Raw genomic sequence first — 20,971 nt, forward strand, 5'->3', positions numbered from 1 at the left:
AAAAATAGTTGATGGTGATACAGTCCAAGGAGGAATCCCTCACACACAAGAACAAACAGGCTGCCCATTCATGCCCCTTAACGAAGACATACTGATCAACGTCACCCCTTTTGAAACCCGTGTGGCCCTTACCGCCCAGGGCATCGCACAAGAGCTTCATATAGAACGCAGCATCCAGCGCGGACACGTCGGCAATCTATACCTGGGACGCGTGGTGCGGGTGCTGCCGGGCATGCAAAGCGCTTTCGTCGATATCGGTCAAGAACGCGCAGCCTTCATCCATGTCGCCGATCTGCGGCAGAATCGCCATATGCGCAGTGCGGGGGAACACACTCCCCCGACCCCCATCGAGAAACTGCTGTTCGAAGGCCAGCCGCTGCTGGTGCAGGTCATCAAAGACCCCATCGGCACCAAAGGCGCTCGTCTGGCCACCCACATCAGCATCGCCGGGCGCATGCTGGTCTATCTGCCGCATGAGCCTCATATCGGTGTCTCGCAGCGTATCGGCGCGGAAGCCGAGCGCGAAGCCCTGCGCGAACGCATCCTGGCGCTGCGCCCGACCGACGAGCCCGGCGGTTTCATCGTGCGCACCCAGGCCGAGGGCGCCAGCGACGAAGAGCTGGACGCGGACATCCACTACCTGCGCACGCTCTGGGCCAATATCCAGGATCGGGTCAAGCAGGCGCCGGCGCCATCCCCCGTCTACACCGAACTGACCCTGGCCCAGCGGGTGCTGCGTGACATGGTCACCCCGGACACGGGCAGCATCACAGTGGATTCCCGGACGGTTTCCCAGGAGCTGATCGCCTGGGCGCAGCGCTATACCCCATCCGTTGTAGAGCGCATCCATCACTACAGCAGCAACCGGCCCTTGTTCGACACCGCCAACGTGGATGAGGAAATCGCGCGCGCCCTGTCGCGGCGCGTGGACCTGAAGTCCGGCGGCTACCTGATCATCGACCAGACCGAAGCGTTGACGACCGTGGACGTCAATACCGGCGGCTATGTGGGCGGACGCAATTTCGACGACACGATCTTCAAGACCAATCTGGAAGCCGCCGTGGCGATCGCCCGGCAGCTGCGCCTGCGCAACCTGGGCGGCATCATCGTGCTGGATTTCATCGATATGGATGATGCCGGACATCAGGCATCGGTTCTGGCCGAGTTGCACAAGGCATTGGCGCCGGACCGTACCCGCGTGACGGTCAGTGGCTTCAGTCAGTTGGGATTGGTGGAAATGACGCGCAAGCGCACCCGGGACTCCCTGGCCCACCAGCTGTGCGAACCCTGCCCGACCTGCCAGTCCCGGGGATCGGTGCGCACGGCCCGCACGCTGTGCTATGAGATTCTGCGGGAAATCCTGCGCGAGGCCCGCCAGTTCGACCCCAAGGAATTCCGCATCGTAGCGTCCCAGACAGTGATCGATTTGTTCCTGGAAGAAGAAAGCCAGCACCTGGCGATGCTGGGCGATTTTGTCGGCAAGCCGATTTCGCTGGCGGTGGAAGCCAGCTACGGGCAGGAACAGTACGATCTGGTGCTGCTGTAGGCTGGCACTAGTTCGCTAACGTGAGTTCGATCCCACTCCGTCCGCATCGTTAGCACCTTAGGCTCACTGGCATACATGCCATCCGCCAGCGCCGGCTACGCCAGGGTAGGCTCTCAGAGAGCACCATCCAGACCCAATTTTTTGCGGCGAAAATTCCGCCAAATCTTTAAAGACGGTATATGACTCAGCACGATCCGAGCCTTTCCCAGAGAGCGCACGCGATGCAACAATGTTTGAATCGCTACTATCCTGCTGAACATCCGACGGCACTCTCAGCACCACAATCACGGACTGCGCTGCCAACTGCCTGCAGGCAGCTGAATCGGCTCCAGCACCACTGACAATGAGCTGAGAGCCGCCTCTGGGGGGCTGTTGACGCGGGAGAGTCGTGCGGTACGAGCAGCTACCCACGAGGATCAGCTGCGCATGTTTCGCCCCCAGATAATGCGCTACCATCCAGTGAAGATTTGCTGGCGACGTGCAGCAATATCAGCCACTGCATCCAGCACCCACCCAGGCCTTTTGACGTGACGATGGGCGTTGCATCTAAAGTTCCCTGGTTCAGACCCAATGGTATCTCTAGACAGTCCGCCACAATAGAGCCACGAGCGGCCTTGGCCAAGTGTTGACGTCGCCATAACACAGCGCTGGTGCCTCGGTGGGAGTCGTTTGGTTTTCCAGCCGACGGTTCAACCACATTGCCGTGGCCGGATCAGTCACATCTTCGGCGTACTCTCGACTCTCGCGCTGCCCTCCATGACTACGGATATATGTCACACGCTGCCCCAGCCGACGAACGATAACGGGCACCAGTGTATCAACCGGATCCAGTCCAATGCCTGCATAACCGTGAGCAGTGGAGAGATTTGATAGCCCAACAGCCGCAACACCGTAGCTGGCAACTGCGCCAAAGTGCTCTTTTGATGATCCAGTGCCGCCTGCACAAACCGCTGATACACATCAGGCGAGGCGTCCCGAGCTGCATCGTTGAAGTACATAAAAAGGGAATTCGCACCATTTCATGACTAAACCGGGAGAATGTGCCCGAAGTCACCATAAGGTGACTCTCCATGATCCGAAAAATAGATCACAACAGTCGGCATATCAGAGCCCTTCGCCTGCGTCATGACGTCGCTCAGGCTAAGGCTCACGTACCGCATGGCGCTATCGTATCCTTGATCCGCCAACTGAACTGATGCATCACTGCCCACCAGCGCACCAAAAGCGGCAACACGAGATACCCCATCAAACCTGGCATCGACCGGACGACGTGCCGACTCGGGAATATTGAACAGATAATCCCCATGTCCCGCATAAGAATGCAGGAATAAAACGCCAGGTCCCCGAGGAGCAAACTCCTGAAACCGCTGCACTGCCGTCTTGAAATGATCTTCGTCAAAAGAGACTTGGCTCCAGGCCTGCTCTCCAATCAGACCGTTATCACGGACATACTCGACTTGAGACAGGTGCTTGAACACAACAGACCCCGCCATGTTAGAAGCCCCCGTTGCCCACTGATTACTGAGAACAGCGTAGGAATAGACAAGCGATCAAGTACATCTACCAGTGAGATGCGCCGCCGTTCGGTGATGGGCAGGTAGTCCTTTTCGCGTCCACACCAAAACTAAGGGCTTCCAATAAGCTAAGCGAGGTATGAGATGAGTAGACTGCACACGATCAAACGCGATCAAGCCTACATTCCGCTTCGCAAAATCCTCCAATTCCACCGAAGTAGCGCGCGGATATCCAAACAGCCCCCACTGCATCAATGAGGTCGACTCACCGATATAGACAATCACCCGCATCTGATGGGGTCCGATGCTGCGTGTTTGATAAGCAGCATCGGGTGCGTGAAATTATGGACAATGCCTCGTAGACCGAGGAATTGGACTCGAACCGCGAATAAGCACGATATGCCTGAGAGACAACGGGAATCAGAACAAACAGCACCCCTAGGTACTTCACCCACTTGTGAGCAGATGATCTTCCCCCAACCATGCGGCACAACCAGCCAGTCGGCTGCATAACCGCGAATCGCCAAAGACCATACAGACCCAGCACAATCAGCAAGGTCAAGCCAAACGTTTCAAGCAGCGCCCCAAATCTTAGAGGCCGTAAGACCGCCACGACGGACTTGATATAAAACCAGGCCTCATGCCACTCAAAATTCTGCGCCTCGAGAAAGGAGTCCGACCCCAAGCCATCCATCCAAAAGCGGACCGACTTGTAATACAAACTGAATAACAGCCCCAAAGCCAAAGACGCAGTAGCAAGTAAATGGCGATGGCGAATCCAGCAAAAAATCGCCAGAAAGACGAATCCTGCTAATAACAAAGGGCGCATGAATGATGAAGGAATGGTAAAAGTTAGCAATGCTAACACAATGAAACATCATGCCTGCGCAGTGTTTTACTCCCCCACATCCATCTTGTTTTCCCAGCTGCTGTCCGCCTGGCAGAGTTCCGGCTTCATCATGGCCGTCAGCATCTCATGCACCCGATCCATCTGGCCGGAGTAGTAGCTATAGGCCTTGACGTTGATGGTGCGGTTGTGCAGCAGGGTCAGGCTGAGCACGATGCTGCGGTCCCAACCGGCATCCGGCGTCGGGCGGTACACCACACGGCCAAAGGACGATTCGTTGGGTACCATCTCGAAGGTATAGGTCTGCCCGCAGGCAGCAGCATGGCGAAACAGGTTCTGTTGCACGGCGGGAAAGTCGATGGGCAGGCGGCGACGTTCCGTTACCTGATAGGACGACGTTTCCAGTTCATTGACGGTCAGGCCGCGCGGCTGGCTGGCGCAGGCGGACAGCACGGCCAGGGATGCCAGAAGGTAAATCGTTTTCATCGGATGCTCCCGCAAACAGATTCAAGGACTCAAGAGAAAGGGATCAGGCTACGCATCGACGGCTTCGCCCGCTGCGCGGTCAGGCGTATCGAGGACATCATCCCGGAACTGCAGTTGATATAAAGAAGCATATAAGCCGCCCTGCGCCAACAGATCGGTGTGCGTGCCGGATTCTGCGATCCGCCCCTGATCCAGCACGATGATGCGATCCGCTCTTTGCACAGTGCTGAGCCGGTGGGCAATGACCAGTGTGGTGCGTCCAGCCATCAGACGTTCCAGCGATGCCTGCACCTGGCGCTCTGCCTCGTTGTCCAGGGCGGAGGTCGCCTCGTCCAGAATCAGGATGGGCGCATCCTTGATCAAGGCTCTGGCGATAGCCAGGCGCTGGCGTTGCCCCCCTGACAGGGCGTTGGCATTGTTGCCGACCTGGGTATGGATGCCTTCCGGCAGGCTCTCGACGAAATCCCAGAGGCTGGCGGCTTCCAGGGCAGCACGAATCCGGGCCTCGGGCAGATCTCCCTGTATCCCGTAGGCCACGTTGTCGGCAATGCTGCCTTCGAACAGGACGACATCCTGACTGACCAAAGACAGCTGCGCCCGCAAGGCGTTGAGGCGGAATTCCCGCACATCGACGCCATCGATCAGGATCTGCCCGCTGCTGGGCTCGATAAAGCGGGGCAGCATATTGACCAGCGTAGTCTTGCCGCTGCCCGAGCGCCCCACCAGGGCGACGGTCTGACCAGACTGCACGGAAAAGGTCACGGCATCCAGCGTGTCGCGCGATGCGTCCGGGAAACGATGCGTGACGGCCTGGAAAGCGATCTGTCCGGCAAAACGCCCGGCGACTTCTTGTGTGCCGGTATCGGACTCGACCGGCTCGTCGATCAAGGTGAATACGCTTTCCGCCGACACCAGCATGCGCTGGGCGGCGCCTGCAATATTGGTCAGGCGCTTGAGCGGATCAAAGATCTGACCCAGCGCCGCCATGAAGGCCGCAAAGCTGCCGACCGTCAGACCCTGATGGTTGGCCTGATACAAGGCGACCGCCACCACGATGGCGACGGACAGCGCCACAAAGAATTGCGAAATCGGCGACATGGCCGAATCGGCGCTGGCCGCCCGCATGGCAAAACGCCGCAGGCGTGCATTGACATAGCCAAAGCGCTCGCGTTCACGGGCATAACCATCGAAAAGTTTGACGACGCGCTGACCCGCGATGCCTTCTGACACGACGCGAGTCAGCTCCGCATTCATATTGATGGTGTCGCGATTGATGCGGCGCAGGCGGCGCACGAAATACCGGCCCGTCAATACAGACAGCGGCAACATGACGAGCACGATCAGCGTCAACTGCCAGGACATGTACAGCAGCACGGCCAGCAAGGCGACGACCGTCAGCGATTCGCGCACGATGACGCGAATGACTTCCGTGGACAGGCCGCTGACGTTGCCTGCATCGATCGTGAAGCGATTCAACAAGCGCCCGCGGTCGCGGGAGCGGAAGGTGTCATCGGACATGCCCAGCAGATGCTCGAACATATCGTGGCGCAAACCCAGCAGCATATTGTTCGCGACCCAGGACATCAGATAGGTGCCCAGGAACGTGGTGACGCCGCGCACCAGCATGATGCCCACGACCGCCAAGGGGATCGACCAGATGTAGGAAGGCTGGGCGCCGGTAAAACCTTCGTCCAGCAAAGGCTTCATGATGACGGCCAGCAGAGGCTGGGTCGCGGATGCCACGCTGAGCAGCAGCAATGCCAGCAGACCGACTTTCCAGTCCTTGCCCAGACGGATGTAAATCTGGCGCCACAGTTCCCGCCGTACGGGGCGGCTGTCAGTAGCCTGATCGGGATGGGGTTTCAACCGGCACACTCTCTTATATACTGTCGTGAATCACGCATTTTAGCCCGCCAGCCATGGATTTCCGCAGCGGGCCGCCGGAGCCCCCGCGTTGACACCAGCTACCCGACCCACCCTCTACGTACGACTGCCCAATTGGGTGGGTGACGTCTGCATGAGCCTCCCCAGCCTGGATACCCTGTTGGGGACGGGATTCCCTGTCGTCGTGTGCGCTCGCCCTTGGGCTCAGGACCTGCTGGCGGCCTACCCGCTAGCCGGTTTCGTGCCGATCCAGGGGCCCTCCTGGCGGGCGGACCGGGTCGCCGTGCGCCGCCACCTGAAACAATCCGCACCCGGCCGGCCCCTGGGGCTGCTGCTGCCGGATTCGCTGTCCAGCGCACTGGCCTTCCGCTTTGCCGGCATTCCCTGCGCTGGCTACCGGGACGACGGACGCAGCCTGATCCTGCGCTGGCCCTGCCGCAAACCCGCCGCGACGCTGCATGCCGTGCAATCATGGCACTACCTGACCCGCTACGCGCTGACGCAATGGCAATTGCCGGTGACGACGCCGGAACCTGCCGAAGAACTGCGCTGGCAGGCAGCAGCGACCCACGACATCCAGGCATCCCAGGTGCTGGCGCAAGCCGGGCTAAACCGGGATGCCTTTGTATTGATCGCCCCCACTGCCACAGGGCTGCACAAAGGCCGCATCAAAGCATGGACGGGCTTCGACAGCCTGACCCGTTCATTGCAGGCGCGCGGAATCACCGTGGCCATGGCGCCCCCGGCCACTGAACAGCAGGCGGCGCAAGCCGCCGCTCCGACCGCACAGCTGTTGCCCCCGCTGGGCTTGGGGGCCTTTGCCGCCCTGACCCGGCTGGCCAGCCTGGTCATCTGCAATGATTCAGGGGTATCGCACCTGGCCGCCGCCGCCCATGCCCGCCAGATCACCCTGTTCGGCGTCACCGACCCGCACCGCACCGGCCCCTGGTCAAATCAGGCACTGCGCCTGGGGCGCCTGAACGCCTGGCCCAGCGCTCCTGACGTCCTGGATCAAGCACTGGAACAAATGAATATCCCCCCTGCCGCATGAGTGTGTCCGAATTTCTGGCTAATCTGGTCATCCCCCTGAACCTTTCCGTTACGCTGCTGGTTCTGGCTGTCATCCTATTCATTGCACGCTGGCGCAAGACCGCCGCCGTCATCTCGATCGGCGCCCTGGCCTGGACAGTATTCTGGTCCCTTCCGACCACTTCCTTATGGGCCGGCGGCCTGCTGGAACAACGCTATCCGCACGCGCCCGCCGCCACCCTGCCCACTGCCCAGGCCATCGTGGTGCTGGGCGGCAACACAGCCAATGGCCGGCAGAACTGGTTCGAATCCTACGATCCCCAAAACACTGTCCTGCGCACGGACACCGCCGCCCGCCTGTATGCCGCCGGGCGCGCACCGCTGATCATCGTATCCGGGGCCGCCCTGGACGGCGGCGTGAGCGAGGCCCGCATGATGGCCTCGGCGCTGGAGCACAATGGCGTGCCAAGCGCCGCCATCATCCAGGAAGACCACAGTCTGACCACGCATCAGAATGCGGTCTATACCGCCAAAGTGCTGCGAGAGCACCAGATTCAACGTTTTCTATTGGTGACGTCGGCGCTGCACATGCCCCGCGCCATGGCCAGCTTCCAGAAGCAAGGTCTGGCGCCGATTGCAGCACCATCGCCCGCCCAGATCGTGGTGCCTGACGAGCCGGATTTCTCTTTCTGGCTGCCGGATCTGCGCGCGCTGAACGCCAGCCGTTCAATCGTCAAGGAATATCTGGGACTGCTGGTGTACTGGGTACGCGGCTGGGTTTAAGCCCCTAAAAAACGGCTCAGGGTCACTGGTCGAGCAACGTCTGGCGTTCTCGCAGAATGTCTGCATACAGCGCCAGGTACTGCCGGGAGACCTCGGGCCAGGCATGACGCGCCAACACCGTCCGCATGCCGGCCTGCAGCCGCTCACGCAAGGCGGCATCCGAACGCAGGCGCTCGATGGCCTGCGCCAGTTCGTCTGCTCTTTCGGGGTGGCTGAGCACCAGAGCATCCTTGTCCGCCTCGACGTACTGAGCGAAACCACACCAAGGAACCGGACTGAGAATCACCGGCAGGCCGAAAGACATGGCTTCCAGGGGCGCCATGCCGAAACTGTCATTCAAGGTCGGATGCACATACAGATCAGCCGCCTGGTAGTACGGCGCCACCCGGGAGGTCTCAGAGACCAGATGCACCCGCATGCGCACGGATTCCGGCGCACGAGCGACATAGTCGCGCGACGCGGCATTCGCCCCGACCACCAGCAGCAGGACATCATCGGGCAAGTTCTGCAAGGCGGCCAACACAGTGGGCAGGCCTTTGCGCATGGGGTTGCGCGCCACCAGCAAACACAGAGTGCCTTGCGCAGGCAGTCCCAATGCCTGACGGCTCTGCCGCCGCTGATCCGCCGACACAGGAGGCTCGACCGATACGCCTGGAGGAATCACGGGGATATCCGGTTCGGCCATGGCATAGGCCTGGCCCAACTGGCGGGCAATCAGCTGGGACACCGCCACCACCCGATGCGCGGGTTGCGGTGCGACTCGACGGGCCTCCAGTCCAAGATAGGTCTGCACCCTGGGGCTGATATAGGACAGTCCGCGTTTGACGCGACCCATGGCCTGCACCCGCCAACGATAACGGACCGGGGTGACATGCACGACCTCGATATCTCCGCACCAGCCGTTCATGTGGGAATGGACGATGTCGAAACCCTGGTGAGTCATCCGCGCCGCCTGCCGCGCGAACAGCCAGCTACGAATCCAGTTAGGCCAGCGGCGGCTGATCCGGATCAGCCGAAACGACAGCCGCAAGTCACAAGCGGGATCGTATTCCCGTGCGAATACCGTGATGCGATGCCCCGCGGCAACGAATTCCCGCATCAAGGCCACACCATAGGCTTCCGCCCCGCCAAAGCGGCTGCCGAAGCGATCGACGACAAAAGCGATGGACAGCCCGGTCCCGGACGGTTCATGCACCACGGGCGCAGCACGCGTGCTCATGCTGCGCTCCGTTCCTGCTGCCGGCGCTTACTGTCTTCCAGACGGGTCAGGCATTTTTGCAGGAACCGCAGCAGGGTGGTGGAACGCGCAACCGCCACCCTGGGCAAGGCATAGAGATCGTCTGGCTGCCGCGCCAGGCCACGGGCAGTCGTGGTGGCATTTTCATACCCGGCATCCCGCACGCAATCGGCCAGGGCGGGTGTGAACTTTCCGTAGGGATAACAAAAGGCCTTGACCGGCGCGCCCGTGATCTGTTCCAGCGCATCCCGGGAATCACGGATTTCATTCAAGGCCAGTTCGGGGGACAGGCGCGGCAGCACGGGGTGATTCAGCGTATGAGAACCTGCTTCGTGTCCTGCTGCGACCCAGTCCCGCAGCCCCTGGGCATCCATCAAGGCCGAGGCGGGCACGCCCTCGGGGTGGTCCCATACATTGGAGCCCCCCAATTGCCGGACGACGAAATAATTGGTCGCATGAAAGCCGCAGTCTTCCATGATCGGCACGGCATGGTCCAGCACATTCTGATAGCCGTCATCAAAGGTCAGGCCAAAGACCTTGCCTTGTTTTTCACCGCGCAGATAGGGCATCAGTTGCGCCATCGACAGACCCCGATAGCCCAGGCGGCGCAGCCAGACCATCTGGCGCCGGAAATCCCGGGAATGGACGGTCAAGCCCCGATAGGGGGTGCCCCGTGCTGCGGGTTCGCCGATCTGGTGGTACATGAGGATGGGGATCATGGGCGAATTATATCGGCCCCTTGCCCCGCCGGGCGGTATGCAGACGCCTGCCCGCTCACCGAGTGCGCCCAAGATGATAGAGCTTCACGTAGCGGTAAAAGCTGCCCGTTGCCGCCATTCCGGCCAGCACCAGACCCTGCCAACCATCCAGAAAACCGCGCCGCAACAGGTAATGCCGGATGAAGGTCCACGCGGCATGTCCGAAAGGACCCAGCAGACTGGTGCGGCGCCCTTGCTCGAAGGCGCCGCGAGCCGCTTCAGTGGAATAGCGGTTGATCTTGTCGATGAAGACTTCCAGGCTGGCATAGGGATAGTGCAGAAAATGCCCCTCCAGCGTGTCAGTGCGGCCCCGGACTTGAACCCGTTCATGCACAGTGGCGCCCGTGAAACGCCCTGCATCCCGCCGAAACAAGCGCACGACATAGTCCGGCCACCAGCCGCTATGACGGATCCAACGGCCGCAGAACGTCGACAAGCGGGCGATGCGGTAGGCATCGGCATCGGGCGCCTGTAGGACCGCCTGGATCGACAACGCCAGTTCCGGCGTCACTCGCTCATCGGCGTCAATGGACAAGACCCAGTCGCCAGTCACCAGGTCCAGCGCACGATTTTTCTGCGGCCCGAAACCCGGCCAATCTTCGGTGACGATCACGCGCGCGCCATGTTGACGCGCCAGATCGCAGGTGGCATCCGTGCTGCCGGAATCCACCACGATGATCTCATCGGCAAAGGCGACGGAATCCAGACAAGCGCCAATATGCCCGGCCTCGTTCTTGGTGATGACGATGACGGACAGCTTCATGAGCGGAACACCTGTTGCGGCAAGCGCCATGCGATCGAAAAACCCTCAGTCCCCATAGTGCTGCCCCCGCTTCCAGCGTTTCCAGCCATTGAAGACGGGCGCCAGCACCGGATGGGCTGCAACGCGGACGCGCCGCCCCAGGGAAGCGCCGCTGGTATCACGCACGGCAAAGCGAAAGATGGAGGCCGGATCGGTCCCCTGGCGATTTCGGCCAAACGCGCGCGTTGTGTACAGGTAGCGGAAGCCGGTCTCCTGGGCGATGCGCACGTAATCCTCGTCAAAATAGCCCTGTGGCCAGCACAACTGATCGGACACCTCGCCCAGGTGCTGCTGCAGGCAACCCCGAGACTGCGTCAGTTCTGCGCGCATATGCGTATTTTTTGCAGCCGCATCCAGCTGATCCCAGCGGGTATGGGTATGAGTATGACTATGAAATTCCATGACGCCCTGTTCGCGCAGCGCCAGGATTTCCGACCAACGCAGAATGACTTCGTCGGCCCGTCCCTGGTCGATGCGGCGTTCGCATTCCCGATGTTCCGGCGTGTCAGGCAACCGCTCGCCATCCGTCAACTGTGGCCGGACGGGGCCTTGGCCAACCCAGCCTGTGACGATGAACACCGTCGCCTGCATGCCATAGCGACGCAACAAAGGCGCGGCATAGACCCAGTTGTCCAGATAGCCGTCGTCAAAAGTGATCAGCATCGACCGGCGCGGCGCTCCACCCTGTTGCAGGTGGTGGAGGAACTCTGCCGTGCTCAGACTCCGGTAGCCGCGCCGGGCGAACCAGCGCAGCTGATCCTCGAAATGTTCGGGAGTCGTCGCGATCATGCCGCCACCGGGGCGAACATGGTGATACATCAGGACGGGCACAATGTCAGCGGCCATCAGGTAAGCTCCTCGAGCCATCGACGGTAACAGGACTCGGTTCGCTCACCCAGCGCAGCCCGCGTAAAACGGCCCTCTTCCAGGCAATAGCGCCGCCCGGCGCGGCCCATGCGCTGTCGCAGATCAGGGTCGGTGATTAAGCGCTCAAGCGCCTGAGTCAAAGCGGGGATGTCAAACAAGGGCACCAGCAGGCCGCTGTCACCCTCGCGCATCATTTCCGGCACGCCACCCACCCGGGTGCCAATGACCGGCACGCCCGCAGCCCCCGCCTCTACGAATGCAGTCCCCGATGCCTCGATATGCGTCGCCAGCGCGAAGACATCAACATCCGGCAGCAGCGCTGGCACGTCGGAACGCGTGCCCAACAGGTGGATACACGTCTCCAGACCAGCTGCAGCGATCTGGGTACGCAGTGCCGTCAACGCGGCATCCCCGCCACCAACGATTACCAGGTGCAGGTTCGGATGACGCTCGAACAGAGGCTGCATGGCCTGGATCAATTGCTCGTGGCCTTTTTCCTTGCGCAGCACCCCGACACTGCCCACGACGACGGCATCCGCATCCAAACCCAATTCGGCTCGAAGAACGGGGACCGGCATGGGATCGGGAAAATCCACTGCGGGCGGCACAACTGCCACATGGGCCGGAGCCACCCCCCGGTCGATCAGATGCTGGCGCACGAACGCACTGGGGGCGATGACCCGCTTGGGTACCCCGGTGTAAGCCAGCAAAGAACCCACCGGTTTGGCCAGATGACGGGTGCGCACGATCAGGGGAATGCCCGCCAGCCTGGCGGCGGCGCCGACCAGCAAGGTTTCGCGACGGCTATGCGTATTGAGGACGTCAAACGCCCCTTGGCGCAGCAAACGCACCAGATAAGGCAGACCCTTCAGATGATTCCAGGCGCCGTCCATATACAAGGTATCGACCTGAAAACCGGCCTTGCGCAATTCGTCGGCCAAGCGGGCATGCGGCTGGCAAATCGCCTGGACGTGATGCCCCCGATCACGCAGCGCAGACATCAAGCGGAAGATGTAGCGTTCTTGACCGGCGAACCCCGTGGCGGCTTCGGCATGGACGATACGCAAGGGCTTCATGAGGCCGCGCGTCCATGGCGGATGCGAAACCGCACGTTATGCAACAGGCGCCATAATGTGTCCCTGAGCTTGTAGGCCTCTCGTCGGGCCTTATCCCGCAGAGACAGCGGACTGGCTGTATCAGCACCCGTGATATCCGACGGAGACTCATGATCCTGAGCCACGCATGCCGGTTGCAGCACAATATTTTCTACACCATGTTCGTAAAAACGAAAAACTGTGTCATCCAAGGGATAGACCCAGGCTTGGCAATACTTCAATAAAGCAGCAGCCCCTGACGGATTCAGCAGATACGCCACCGAGCAGGTGTGCTTCTTGAGTTTGCGGGTCAGTGTAAAGGGGCCGATGCTACCCACCACCATGGATGGATTGCGACCAGGCAGGTCATATTCATGCAGCCAGATAAACGGCCAGGCCTGCGACAGTGCCTGCGCATGCGCCAGCATCTCGGGAAAATTGTCCTTCAGAATCGCATCGTCTTCGACCACGATCAGCGGCTTGCCGGATGCAGCGCATTCCTGCCACAAAAGATAATGGCTGGCAAAGCAACCCAGCTGGGACGGCTTCAGATCGCGGCCACGCCCTTTGACACGGGCCCTAGCCACAGGATCGTAATGCACGAACAAGGGATGGTCCGGCTGCTGCTTGCCATTGACGGCATCCAGAAAGCTATAGCCTGACACCCCCAGCCGGTCGAACTGCGCGGCGATCTGCTGCCGCCGATCAGGCCGGGACGCCAGGCTGATGATGCGAATCGGGAATGTGTTCATCCGTAGTAGACCTCGACCTGATCATAGGACAGCCATTGCCGCGCGCCGGCGATCAGCGCGTCATCCATGCGCACACGCCAGTCGTCGCCCAGGCGCAGCAGGCAGGAAAAATCCGGTCGGCTCAGGCGTAATTCAACCGGCACGCCTGATTCGGCAGAGCGCCAGGGGCCCAGCAGTTCCTGCAATCGAGCCGGCTCCAGCGTTGCGGGCACCGACAGGCGCAGGCTGCGAGCGCGGGTTTCACGGATGCGCTGCAAATCATACAGTTCATCTGCCGACACTCGCAGCCCCCCGGAATAGTCGTCGTGGCTGACCCTGCCCTGGATGACCAGGGGGCGGTCTTCCTTCAGGCTGTTCCGATATTGTTCATAGAGTTCGTTGAAAATCGCGATTTCGATCTGAGCGGTGCCGTCGTCCAGCAAGGCATACAGCATCTTGCCGCGCCGGGTCATGCGCGGACGCACGGCGGCCAGCACGCCAGCCAGCCACTGCGGACCGCGCGCAGGCGCCAGGCGCGCCAGCGGCGTAGGCGCCACGCGGCGGATCTCGTCGCGCCAGGCATCGAACAAATGGCCGCTGAAATAAAACCCCAGGGCGGTTTTTTCCTCGGTCAGGTAGGTCTGCAGATCCCAAGGCGTGACCCGCGCCAGCTCGCCGGCGACCAACTGGTCCGACTCATCGGCAAACAGCGCCCCCTGATTGGCATTGCGTTCGGCCTGTTCAGCCGCTTCGACGGCGCTGCCCAGGGTTTCCAGCAAAGCCGCCCGATTTTCTTCCAAGGTATCGAACGCGCCGGCGCGAATCAGGGCCTCGATGGTGCGACGGTTCACGGAATGACGATCCACCCGGGCGCAGAAATCAAACAGGCTGGCAAAGGGGCCGTCCGCATCCCGCGCGGCAAGGATGGCCTCGACCGCGGCCTGCCCCGTCCCCTTGACCCCTCCCAGGCCGTAGCGGATCGTGCGCGGCGGCTGACCCTTGGCAGTGGCCTCATCGGCCACCGGCGCAAAACGGTAGCCCGAAGCATTGACATCGGGCGGCAGCACGGCCACGCCATTGGCGACAGCATCGCGCCAGAACACCTGGACTTTATCGGTATCGTCCATATCCGACAGCATGGTGGCTGCCAGAAATTCCGCCGGATGATAGCGCTTCAGCCAGGCGGTCTGATAGGAAATCAAGGCATAGGCGGCGGAATGGCTTTTGTTGAAACCGTAGCCCGCAAATTTTTCCATCAGGTCGAACAGATGGGCCGCCAGATCGGCGTCGTAGCCTTTCTTGACGGCGCCTTCCTGGAAGACCACCCGGTGCTTGGCCATTTCCTCGGGCTTTTTCTTGCCCATGGCGCGGCGCAGCAAGTCGGCGCCGCCCAGGGAATAGCCGCCGATGATCTGCGAAATCAGCATCACCTGTTCCTGGTAGACGATGACGCCATAGGTGCTCTTGAGCACGGATTCCAGGTCCGGGTGGAAATAATCCACGTCCGCGCGGCCATGCTTGCGATTGACGAAATCAACCACCATGCCCGATTCCAGCGGGCCGGGGCGAAACAGCGCCAGCAAGGCGATCACGTCTTCAAACGTATTGGGCTGCATGCTTTTCAGCAGCTCTTTCATGCCCCGCGATTCCAGCTGGAAGACAGCGGTGGTATTGGCCGACGACAGCAAGGCATAGGTTTCTGCATCATCGAGCGGCAGGCTCATGATGTCGAAATCCTGCATGCCGGGATTGAATTCGCGCACGTAGCGCACCGCCCAATCCAGAATGGTCAGGTTGCGCAGTCCCAGGAAGTCGAACTTCACCAGGCCGACGTCTTCGACGTCGCCCTTGTCGTACTGCGACACCACGCTGGATTCGCTGCCCGGCTGGCAATACAAGGGCGTGTAGTCGGTAAGCTTGCCCCGCGCGATGATCACGCCACCCGCGTGCATGCCGATGTTGCGCGTCAGCCCTTCCAGCGGCCTGGCCAGGTCGATCAGGGCATGGATTTCCTCGTCCGTGTCGTAGCGTTCGCGGAAGGCCGGTTCATTTTCCAGCGTGCGATCCAGCGACCAGGGGTCGGCCGGATTGAAAGGAATCATCTTCGACAGGTTGTCGCAGACGCTGTAGGGCATCTCCAGCACCCGCCCCACGTCGCGCACGACGGCCTTGGCCCCCAGGGTGCCGAAGGTCGCAATCTGACTGACGGCATCACGGCCGTATTTTTCCTTGACGTATTCGATGACGCGTTCGCGATTGTCCTGGCAGAAATCCACGTCGAAGTCGGGCATGGACACGCGTTCCGGATTCAGGAAACGTTCGAACAGCAAGTCGTAGCGCAAAGGATCCAGATCCGTGATCCCCAGGCTGTAGGCCACCAGCGACCCTGCCCCCGAGCCTCGTCCGGGGCCGACCGGCACGCCGTGGCCCTTGCCCCAGTTGATGAAGTCCTGCACGATCAGGAAATAGCCTGGAAACCCCATATCGACGATGGTTTTGCATTCCAGATCCAGGCGATCCTGATAAGCGGGCATCTGGCGGGCGCGCTCTTGCGCATCCGGATACAACTGCACCATGCGGCGCTGCAGGCCTTCGTTGGACAGCTGCACCATGTAATCGTCCAGCGACACGCCATCAGGAGTCGGGAACAGCGGTAATTCGGGATGCCCCAGCGTCAAGGTCAGATTGCAACGCCGGGCGATCTGCACGGTATTGGCCAGCGCCGAGGGCACATCGGCAAACCGCCGGGCCATCTCGTCGCTGTCGGGCATGTATTGATCTGGGGTGAAGCGCTTGGCCCGACGAGGGTTGCCCAGCAGCTCACCATCAGCGATACACACCCGGGCCTCGTGAGCGCGGAAGTCCTCGGGCTCGATGAACTGGATGGGATGGGTCGCCACGACCGGCACATCGCAAGCCGCCGCCACCCGCAAGGCGGCCTGGACATAGGTTTCATCGCCATCAAATCCGGCACGCTGCAGTTCGATGAAATAGCTGCCGGGGAAATCCGCCGCCCACTGGCGGGCCAGGCGCTGCGCTTCGTCCGTCCGCCCCGCTTCCAGCGCATGACCGACGTCGCCCGCCCGGCCGCCTGACAGCACGATCAGACCGCTTTTTCCAGATAACCATTCACGGCGTAATTCGGCCCGCCCGCGCTGGCTGTTTTCCGTCCAGGCGCGGCTGAGCAGTTCGCACAAATCCAGATAGGCGGTGTGGTTCGTCGCCAGCAACAGGGCGCGAAAGGGCTTGTCGTCATCATCCGGGTTCTGCAGCCAGACATCGCAACCCGCAATCGGCTTGACCCCCGCCTTGCGCGCCGCCTTGTAGAACTTGATCCAGGCGAACAGATTGGCCAGGTCCGTCAGGGCCATGGCCGGCTGACCGAAAGCCTTGGCGCGCTTGACCAGATCGGGAATCCGGGCGATGCCGTCCACCACCGAAAACTCGGAGTGGCTGCGCAAGTGTACGAAGGAAGGAGATGCTGAAGACGTCGTCATGCGGGGATTGTACTGAACAGGAAGGCTAACGCTGCATGGCGGACCAGGCCTTTTGCAGGCGCTTGACCGAAACAGGAAACGGGGTGCGCAGCGTCTGCGCAAACAGGGCGACGCGCAATTCTTCCAGCTGCCAGCGAAAGGCATCCAGCTGCGCATCCGGGGCGCCCTTCAGGGCGGCGCGCGCCCGCTGCCAAGGGGCGACCAAAGGCGCCATCTCGGCCACCAAACGTGCATCCCTGGCCGGATCTTCCCGCAATTTGTCGATACGCATCTGGGCGGCCTTCAAGTAGCGCGGCATGTGCTTCAGCTGATCCGGCGGCGTGTCGCGCACGAAATGACGCCCGATCAAGGCATCGAGCTGCTGGCGGATGTCCTGCTGAGCCGACGGCCACGGCTTGGCCAGGGGCAATTTTTTCAGCAGCGCCGCCCGTTCCTGCAAGATGAGAGCCGCCAGCCGGGCCAGTTCCTGAGCCAGCAGGCCCAGGCGCGCCCGCCCAGTCTCGCAGCGCGCGGCGAAGGCCTCGGCGTCTTCAGGCCAGGGATCCATCAGACAGGCCTGATCCACGGCGACATCAACCAGCTGATCGCGCAATTCCTGCTGCGTACCCAGATCCATGTACCACATGGCCATGCGGGTGAGTTCCGGCAGATTTTTGTCCAGATAGCGGACCTGCTCGCGCAGCGCCAGGCGAAACAGGCGCCGCAAGCCGCCGGCATGGACCCGGCGGGCTTCTAACGGATCATCGAACACATCCAGGTCGCAGGATTCTCCCCGGTCGCGCAGGGCGGGATAGCCGACCAGCGCCTGACCGCCTCGGTGGATTTCCAGCAATTCCGGCAAGGCGCCGAACGTCCAGGCCGTCAGGTTTTCATGTTCGAGCACCAGCGCGGCATCCCGATCCCGTGCTGCGACCTGCTGAAAGGATGCCTGTGCCTGGCGGCCATGCTCGGCCCGCAGTTGATCCAGGCTGCGGCCTCCGGACAGCATGCGGCCATGCTCGTCGATGACCTTGAAATTCATGAACAGATGCGGCGGCAGGGTTTCCAGCTTGAAGTCGGTGGGCGCCGGCCGCACCTGGCACTGATCCCAGACGTCCTGGATGATGGCATCCAGCAACCCCATGCCCGGATCTGCCGCACGTTCGAACCAGCGCTCATGGAAACCGGCCGCGTAGTCGGGCAGCGGCACGCAATGGCGGCGTAATTTTTGCGGCAGGGATTTCAACAGCAATTGCACCTTTTCCTTGAGCATGCCGGGCACCAGCCATTCACAGCGGGCGGCATCGATCTGGTTCAAAGCGAACAGCGGCACCGTCAGCGTCATGCCATCACGAGCCGAACCGGGTTCGAAATGGTAGTCCACCGCCAGTTCCGCGCCCGCCCACAGCAGGCGGCGGGGAAAGACTTCCGTGGTGACGCCCGCCGCGTCGTGCTGCATCAGATCGTCGCGCTTCAGATTCAGGCGCTGGGCCGCCTGGGCATCGAGCGTGCCGAACCAGGCTTCCAGCGTCGCCGTCTGACTGATGTCGGCTGGAATCTGCTGATCATAGAAAGCCTGAATCAGGGCGTCATCCACCAGAATATCCGGGCGGCGGCTTTGATGTTCCAGCCGCTCGATGGACGCGATCAGGCGGCGGTTATGCGCGATGAAGGGCAGCTTGCTGTCGATATCGCCCGGCACCAGCGCATCACGGATGAAGATCTCTCGGGCCGCCTTGGAGTCGATACGGCCGTAGTGCACGCGGCGCCCCGTGTAGACCGGCAGGCCATGAACGGTACCGCGTTCGTTGGCCACCACCTGGCCGGCTTTTTTCTCCCAGCGCGGATCGGACCAGGCGCGCTTCAACAGGTGAGCGCCCGCCCGCTCGATCCAGGCCGGCTCAATCTGGGCCACGCACCGGGCATACAGACGTGTCGTTTCCACCAGTTCGGCAGCCAGCACCCAGCGGCCGGCTTTTTTCTGCAGCGGCGAACCCGGGTGAATGGCGAAGCGGATGTCGCGCGCACCCTGATACAGGCTGGCGTCATCGGCTTTCATGCCGATATTGCCCAGCAAACCGGCCAGCAAGGCCAGGTGGATCTGCTCCCGGGTGGCCGGCGTCTGGTTCAAGCGCCAGCCCTGCTCTCTGGCCAGGGTCAGCAACTGCACGTGCGTGTCGTGCCATTCACGCAAGCGCACGGGCGACAGGAATTTCGCGCGGATCTGGTCCACCAGCTTGCGCTGCGACGCTTTATGGGCGACCTGCTCGCCGTACCAATCCCATAATTTCAGCCAGGACAGGAATTCAGACTGCTTGTCGCGAAACTGGGCATGCGCATTGTCGGCGGCCTCGCGGGCCTGCATGGGCCGGTCACGCGGGTCCTGGATGGACAGGGCGGACGCAATGACCAGTATTTCCGTCAGGCACTGCTGCTCGTGCGCCGCAAAGATCATCCGGGCCACGCGGGGGTCCACCGGCAGCTTGGCCAGCACCCGTCCGACCGGGGTCAGGCGATTCTGCTCATCCAGCGCCCCCAGTTCCTGCAACAGCTGATAGCCATCGGCAATCGCCCGGCCGGTGGGCGGCTCGACAAAAGGAAAGGCCTCCACGTCATCCAGGCGCAACGCCTTCATGCGCAAGATGACGGCGGCCAGCGATGAACGCAAAATTTCCGGGTCGGTGAAGGCGGGCCGCTGCTTGAAATCCTGTTCGGCATAGAGCCGGATGCAGACCCCCGGCCCCAGCCGCCCGCAGCGCCCCGCCCGCTGATTGGCCGATGCCTGGCTGATGGGCTCGATGCGCAGTTGCTCAACCTTGCTGCGCCAGGAATAACGCTTGATGCGGGCCAGGCCGCTATCCACGACGTAGCGGATGCCGGGCACCGTCAGGGACGTTTCCGCCACATTGGTCGCCAAGACGATGCGCCGGACATTGCTGCGCGGATGAAATATCTGCTCCTGCTCGGCCCGCGACAGGCGGGCATACAGAGGCAATACCAAGGCGCCGGCGGGGTGGCGCTTGCGCAGGGCCTCGGCGCATTCGCGGATTTCCCGCTCGCCTGGCAAAAAGACCAGCACGTCGCCGGGGCCGTGGCGGGCGCATTCATCGACGCCGTCCGCCACGGCATCGACCAGATCGCGTTCCTCATCGCCTCGGCCCGGCGTCTGCGCCTCGTCAGCAGGCGCATCCGGCTGCACAGGGCGATACCGAAGTTCAACGGGAAACAGACGGCCCGACACCTGGATGACCGGCGCCGGCTCGCTGCCGGACGCAAAGTGCTGCGCAAAGCGCGCCGCATCGATCGTGGCCGAGGTGATGATCAGTTTCAGATCCCGGCGGCGCGCCAGCAGACGCCTCAGGAAGCCCAGCAGAAAATCGATGTTCAGACTGCGTTCGTGCGCCTCGTCTATGATCAGCGTGTCATAGCGGCGCAACAGCGGATCCCGCTGGGTTTCCGCCAGCAGGATGCCGTCGGTCATCAGTTTGATGGCGGTCGCCGGCCCGGCGCGCTCGCCAAAACGGATCTGATAACCCACCCAGTCGCCCAGCTCGGTGCGCAGTTCCTCGGCCACCCGCTGCGCCACGGAGGTCGCTGCCAGGCGGCGCGGCTGCGTATGCCCGATCATGCCCTGGCGGCCTCGGCCCAATTCCAGGCAGATCTTGGGCAACTGCGTGGTCTTGCCCGAACCGGTCTCGCCGCAGACAATGACGACTTGATGGTCCGTGATCGCCTTGGCAATTTCCTGGCGGCAGGCGCTGACAGGCAAGTCTTCGGGATAGACGATGGCAGGCAGGGGGCGGTCCCCGGCGCCTGCAGGCGCATGACGCGGCGGCCCCTGACGGGCGCTGCGCCGGGCGGGACGGGATGGCGGCACAAGGGCTGGCGATGTTTTTTCTGGCAAAACGAAGAGTTCC

15 protein-coding genes are annotated in these 20,971 nt (G+C 61.9%); 3 read left to right on the plus strand and 12 right to left on the minus strand.

The genetic code is table 11. The features are described 5' to 3' along the window. The first annotated feature begins 70 nt into the window (after positions 1 to 70). A complete protein-coding gene (gene rng / locus VDP79_RS04915; protein WP_323017114.1) occupies positions 71 to 1,546 on the plus strand; it encodes a ribonuclease G in 1,476 nt (491 codons plus the stop codon). Between the two features lie 773 nt (positions 1,547 to 2,319). Here the strand turns inward: rng and VDP79_RS04920 are convergent. The 4 genes from VDP79_RS04920 to msbA all read right to left on the minus strand — a co-directional run bounded on the left by VDP79_RS04920 (position 2,320) and on the right by msbA (position 6,259). Beyond that, positions 2,320 to 2,544 carry a hypothetical protein gene (locus tag VDP79_RS04920; protein WP_323017115.1) on the minus strand — a complete coding sequence of 75 codons (225 nt, stop codon included), beginning with the start codon at positions 2,542 to 2,544 and terminating at the stop codon, positions 2,320 to 2,322. Between the two features lie 27 nt (positions 2,545 to 2,571). Beyond that, positions 2,572 to 3,039 carry a sulfatase-like hydrolase/transferase gene (locus VDP79_RS04925; protein WP_323017116.1) on the minus strand — a complete coding sequence of 156 codons (468 nt, stop codon included), beginning with the start codon at positions 3,037 to 3,039 and terminating at the stop codon, positions 2,572 to 2,574. 916 nt (positions 3,040 to 3,955) lie between these two features. After that, a complete protein-coding gene (locus tag VDP79_RS04930; protein ID WP_323017117.1) occupies positions 3,956 to 4,393 on the minus strand; it encodes a hypothetical protein in 438 nt (145 codons plus the stop codon). A 48-nt stretch (positions 4,394 to 4,441) separates the two neighbouring features. Next, the gene (msbA, locus tag VDP79_RS04935) at positions 4,442 to 6,259 is read right to left on the minus strand and encodes a lipid A export permease/ATP-binding protein MsbA (protein ID WP_323017118.1); all 1,818 of its coding nucleotides are present in this window, start codon (positions 6,257 to 6,259) and stop codon (positions 4,442 to 4,444) included. Between the two features lie 151 nt (positions 6,260 to 6,410). On the opposite strand from msbA, the gene VDP79_RS04940 reads away from it, so the two are divergent. Further along, positions 6,411 to 7,328, plus strand: a complete 918-nt coding sequence (locus VDP79_RS04940; RefSeq protein ID WP_323017119.1) for a glycosyltransferase family 9 protein — start codon at positions 6,411 to 6,413, stop codon at positions 7,326 to 7,328. Beyond that, complete coding sequence (locus tag VDP79_RS04945; protein WP_323017120.1) at positions 7,325 to 8,089, plus strand: YdcF family protein; 765 nt, start codon at positions 7,325 to 7,327, stop codon at positions 8,087 to 8,089. Before VDP79_RS04940 ends, VDP79_RS04945 begins: the two co-directional genes overlap by 4 nt. A 22-nt stretch (positions 8,090 to 8,111) precedes the next feature. Here VDP79_RS04945 and VDP79_RS04950 read toward each other — a convergent pair whose 3' ends face one another. From VDP79_RS04950 to hrpA, 8 genes are read right to left on the minus strand one after another with little or no spacing between them, the layout of a single operon-like run. Beyond that, positions 8,112 to 9,308 (minus strand): glycosyltransferase family 4 protein, encoded by a 1,197-nt coding sequence (locus VDP79_RS04950; RefSeq protein WP_323017121.1) that lies wholly within the window; start codon positions 9,306 to 9,308, stop codon positions 8,112 to 8,114. Further along, positions 9,305 to 10,045 carry a polysaccharide deacetylase family protein gene (locus VDP79_RS04955; protein ID WP_323017122.1) on the minus strand — a complete coding sequence of 247 codons (741 nt, stop codon included), beginning with the start codon at positions 10,043 to 10,045 and terminating at the stop codon, positions 9,305 to 9,307. Before VDP79_RS04955 ends, VDP79_RS04950 begins: the two co-directional genes overlap by 4 nt. Before the next feature lie 55 nt (positions 10,046 to 10,100). Next, positions 10,101 to 10,847 (minus strand): glycosyltransferase family 2 protein, encoded by a 747-nt coding sequence (locus VDP79_RS04960; RefSeq protein ID WP_323017123.1) that lies wholly within the window; start codon positions 10,845 to 10,847, stop codon positions 10,101 to 10,103. A 45-nt stretch (positions 10,848 to 10,892) separates the two neighbouring features. After that, complete coding sequence (locus VDP79_RS04965) at positions 10,893 to 11,735, minus strand: polysaccharide deacetylase family protein (RefSeq protein ID WP_416233053.1); 843 nt, start codon at positions 11,733 to 11,735, stop codon at positions 10,893 to 10,895. Beyond that, positions 11,732 to 12,829 (minus strand): glycosyltransferase family 4 protein, encoded by a 1,098-nt coding sequence (locus VDP79_RS04970; RefSeq protein WP_323017125.1) that lies wholly within the window; start codon positions 12,827 to 12,829, stop codon positions 11,732 to 11,734. Before VDP79_RS04970 ends, VDP79_RS04965 begins: the two co-directional genes overlap by 4 nt. Continuing rightward, on the minus strand, positions 12,826 to 13,599 hold the full coding sequence (locus VDP79_RS04975; protein ID WP_323017126.1) for a glycosyltransferase family 25 protein: 774 nt from the start codon (positions 13,597 to 13,599) through the stop codon (positions 12,826 to 12,828). The genes VDP79_RS04970 and VDP79_RS04975 overlap by 4 nt, the downstream gene beginning before the upstream one ends. Then, on the minus strand, positions 13,596 to 17,075 hold the full coding sequence (gene dnaE, locus VDP79_RS04980) for a DNA polymerase III subunit alpha (protein ID WP_323017127.1): 3,480 nt from the start codon (positions 17,073 to 17,075) through the stop codon (positions 13,596 to 13,598). The genes VDP79_RS04975 and dnaE overlap by 4 nt, the downstream gene beginning before the upstream one ends. Positions 17,076 to 17,100: 25 nt before the next feature. Then, complete coding sequence (hrpA, locus tag VDP79_RS04985; protein ID WP_416233050.1) at positions 17,101 to 20,958, minus strand: ATP-dependent RNA helicase HrpA; 3,858 nt, start codon at positions 20,956 to 20,958, stop codon at positions 17,101 to 17,103. Between the last annotated feature and the right edge of the window lie 13 nt (positions 20,959 to 20,971).

This window comes from Castellaniella sp. (assembly GCF_034675905.1).
GTDB lineage: Bacteria > Pseudomonadota > Gammaproteobacteria > Burkholderiales > Burkholderiaceae_B > Castellaniella.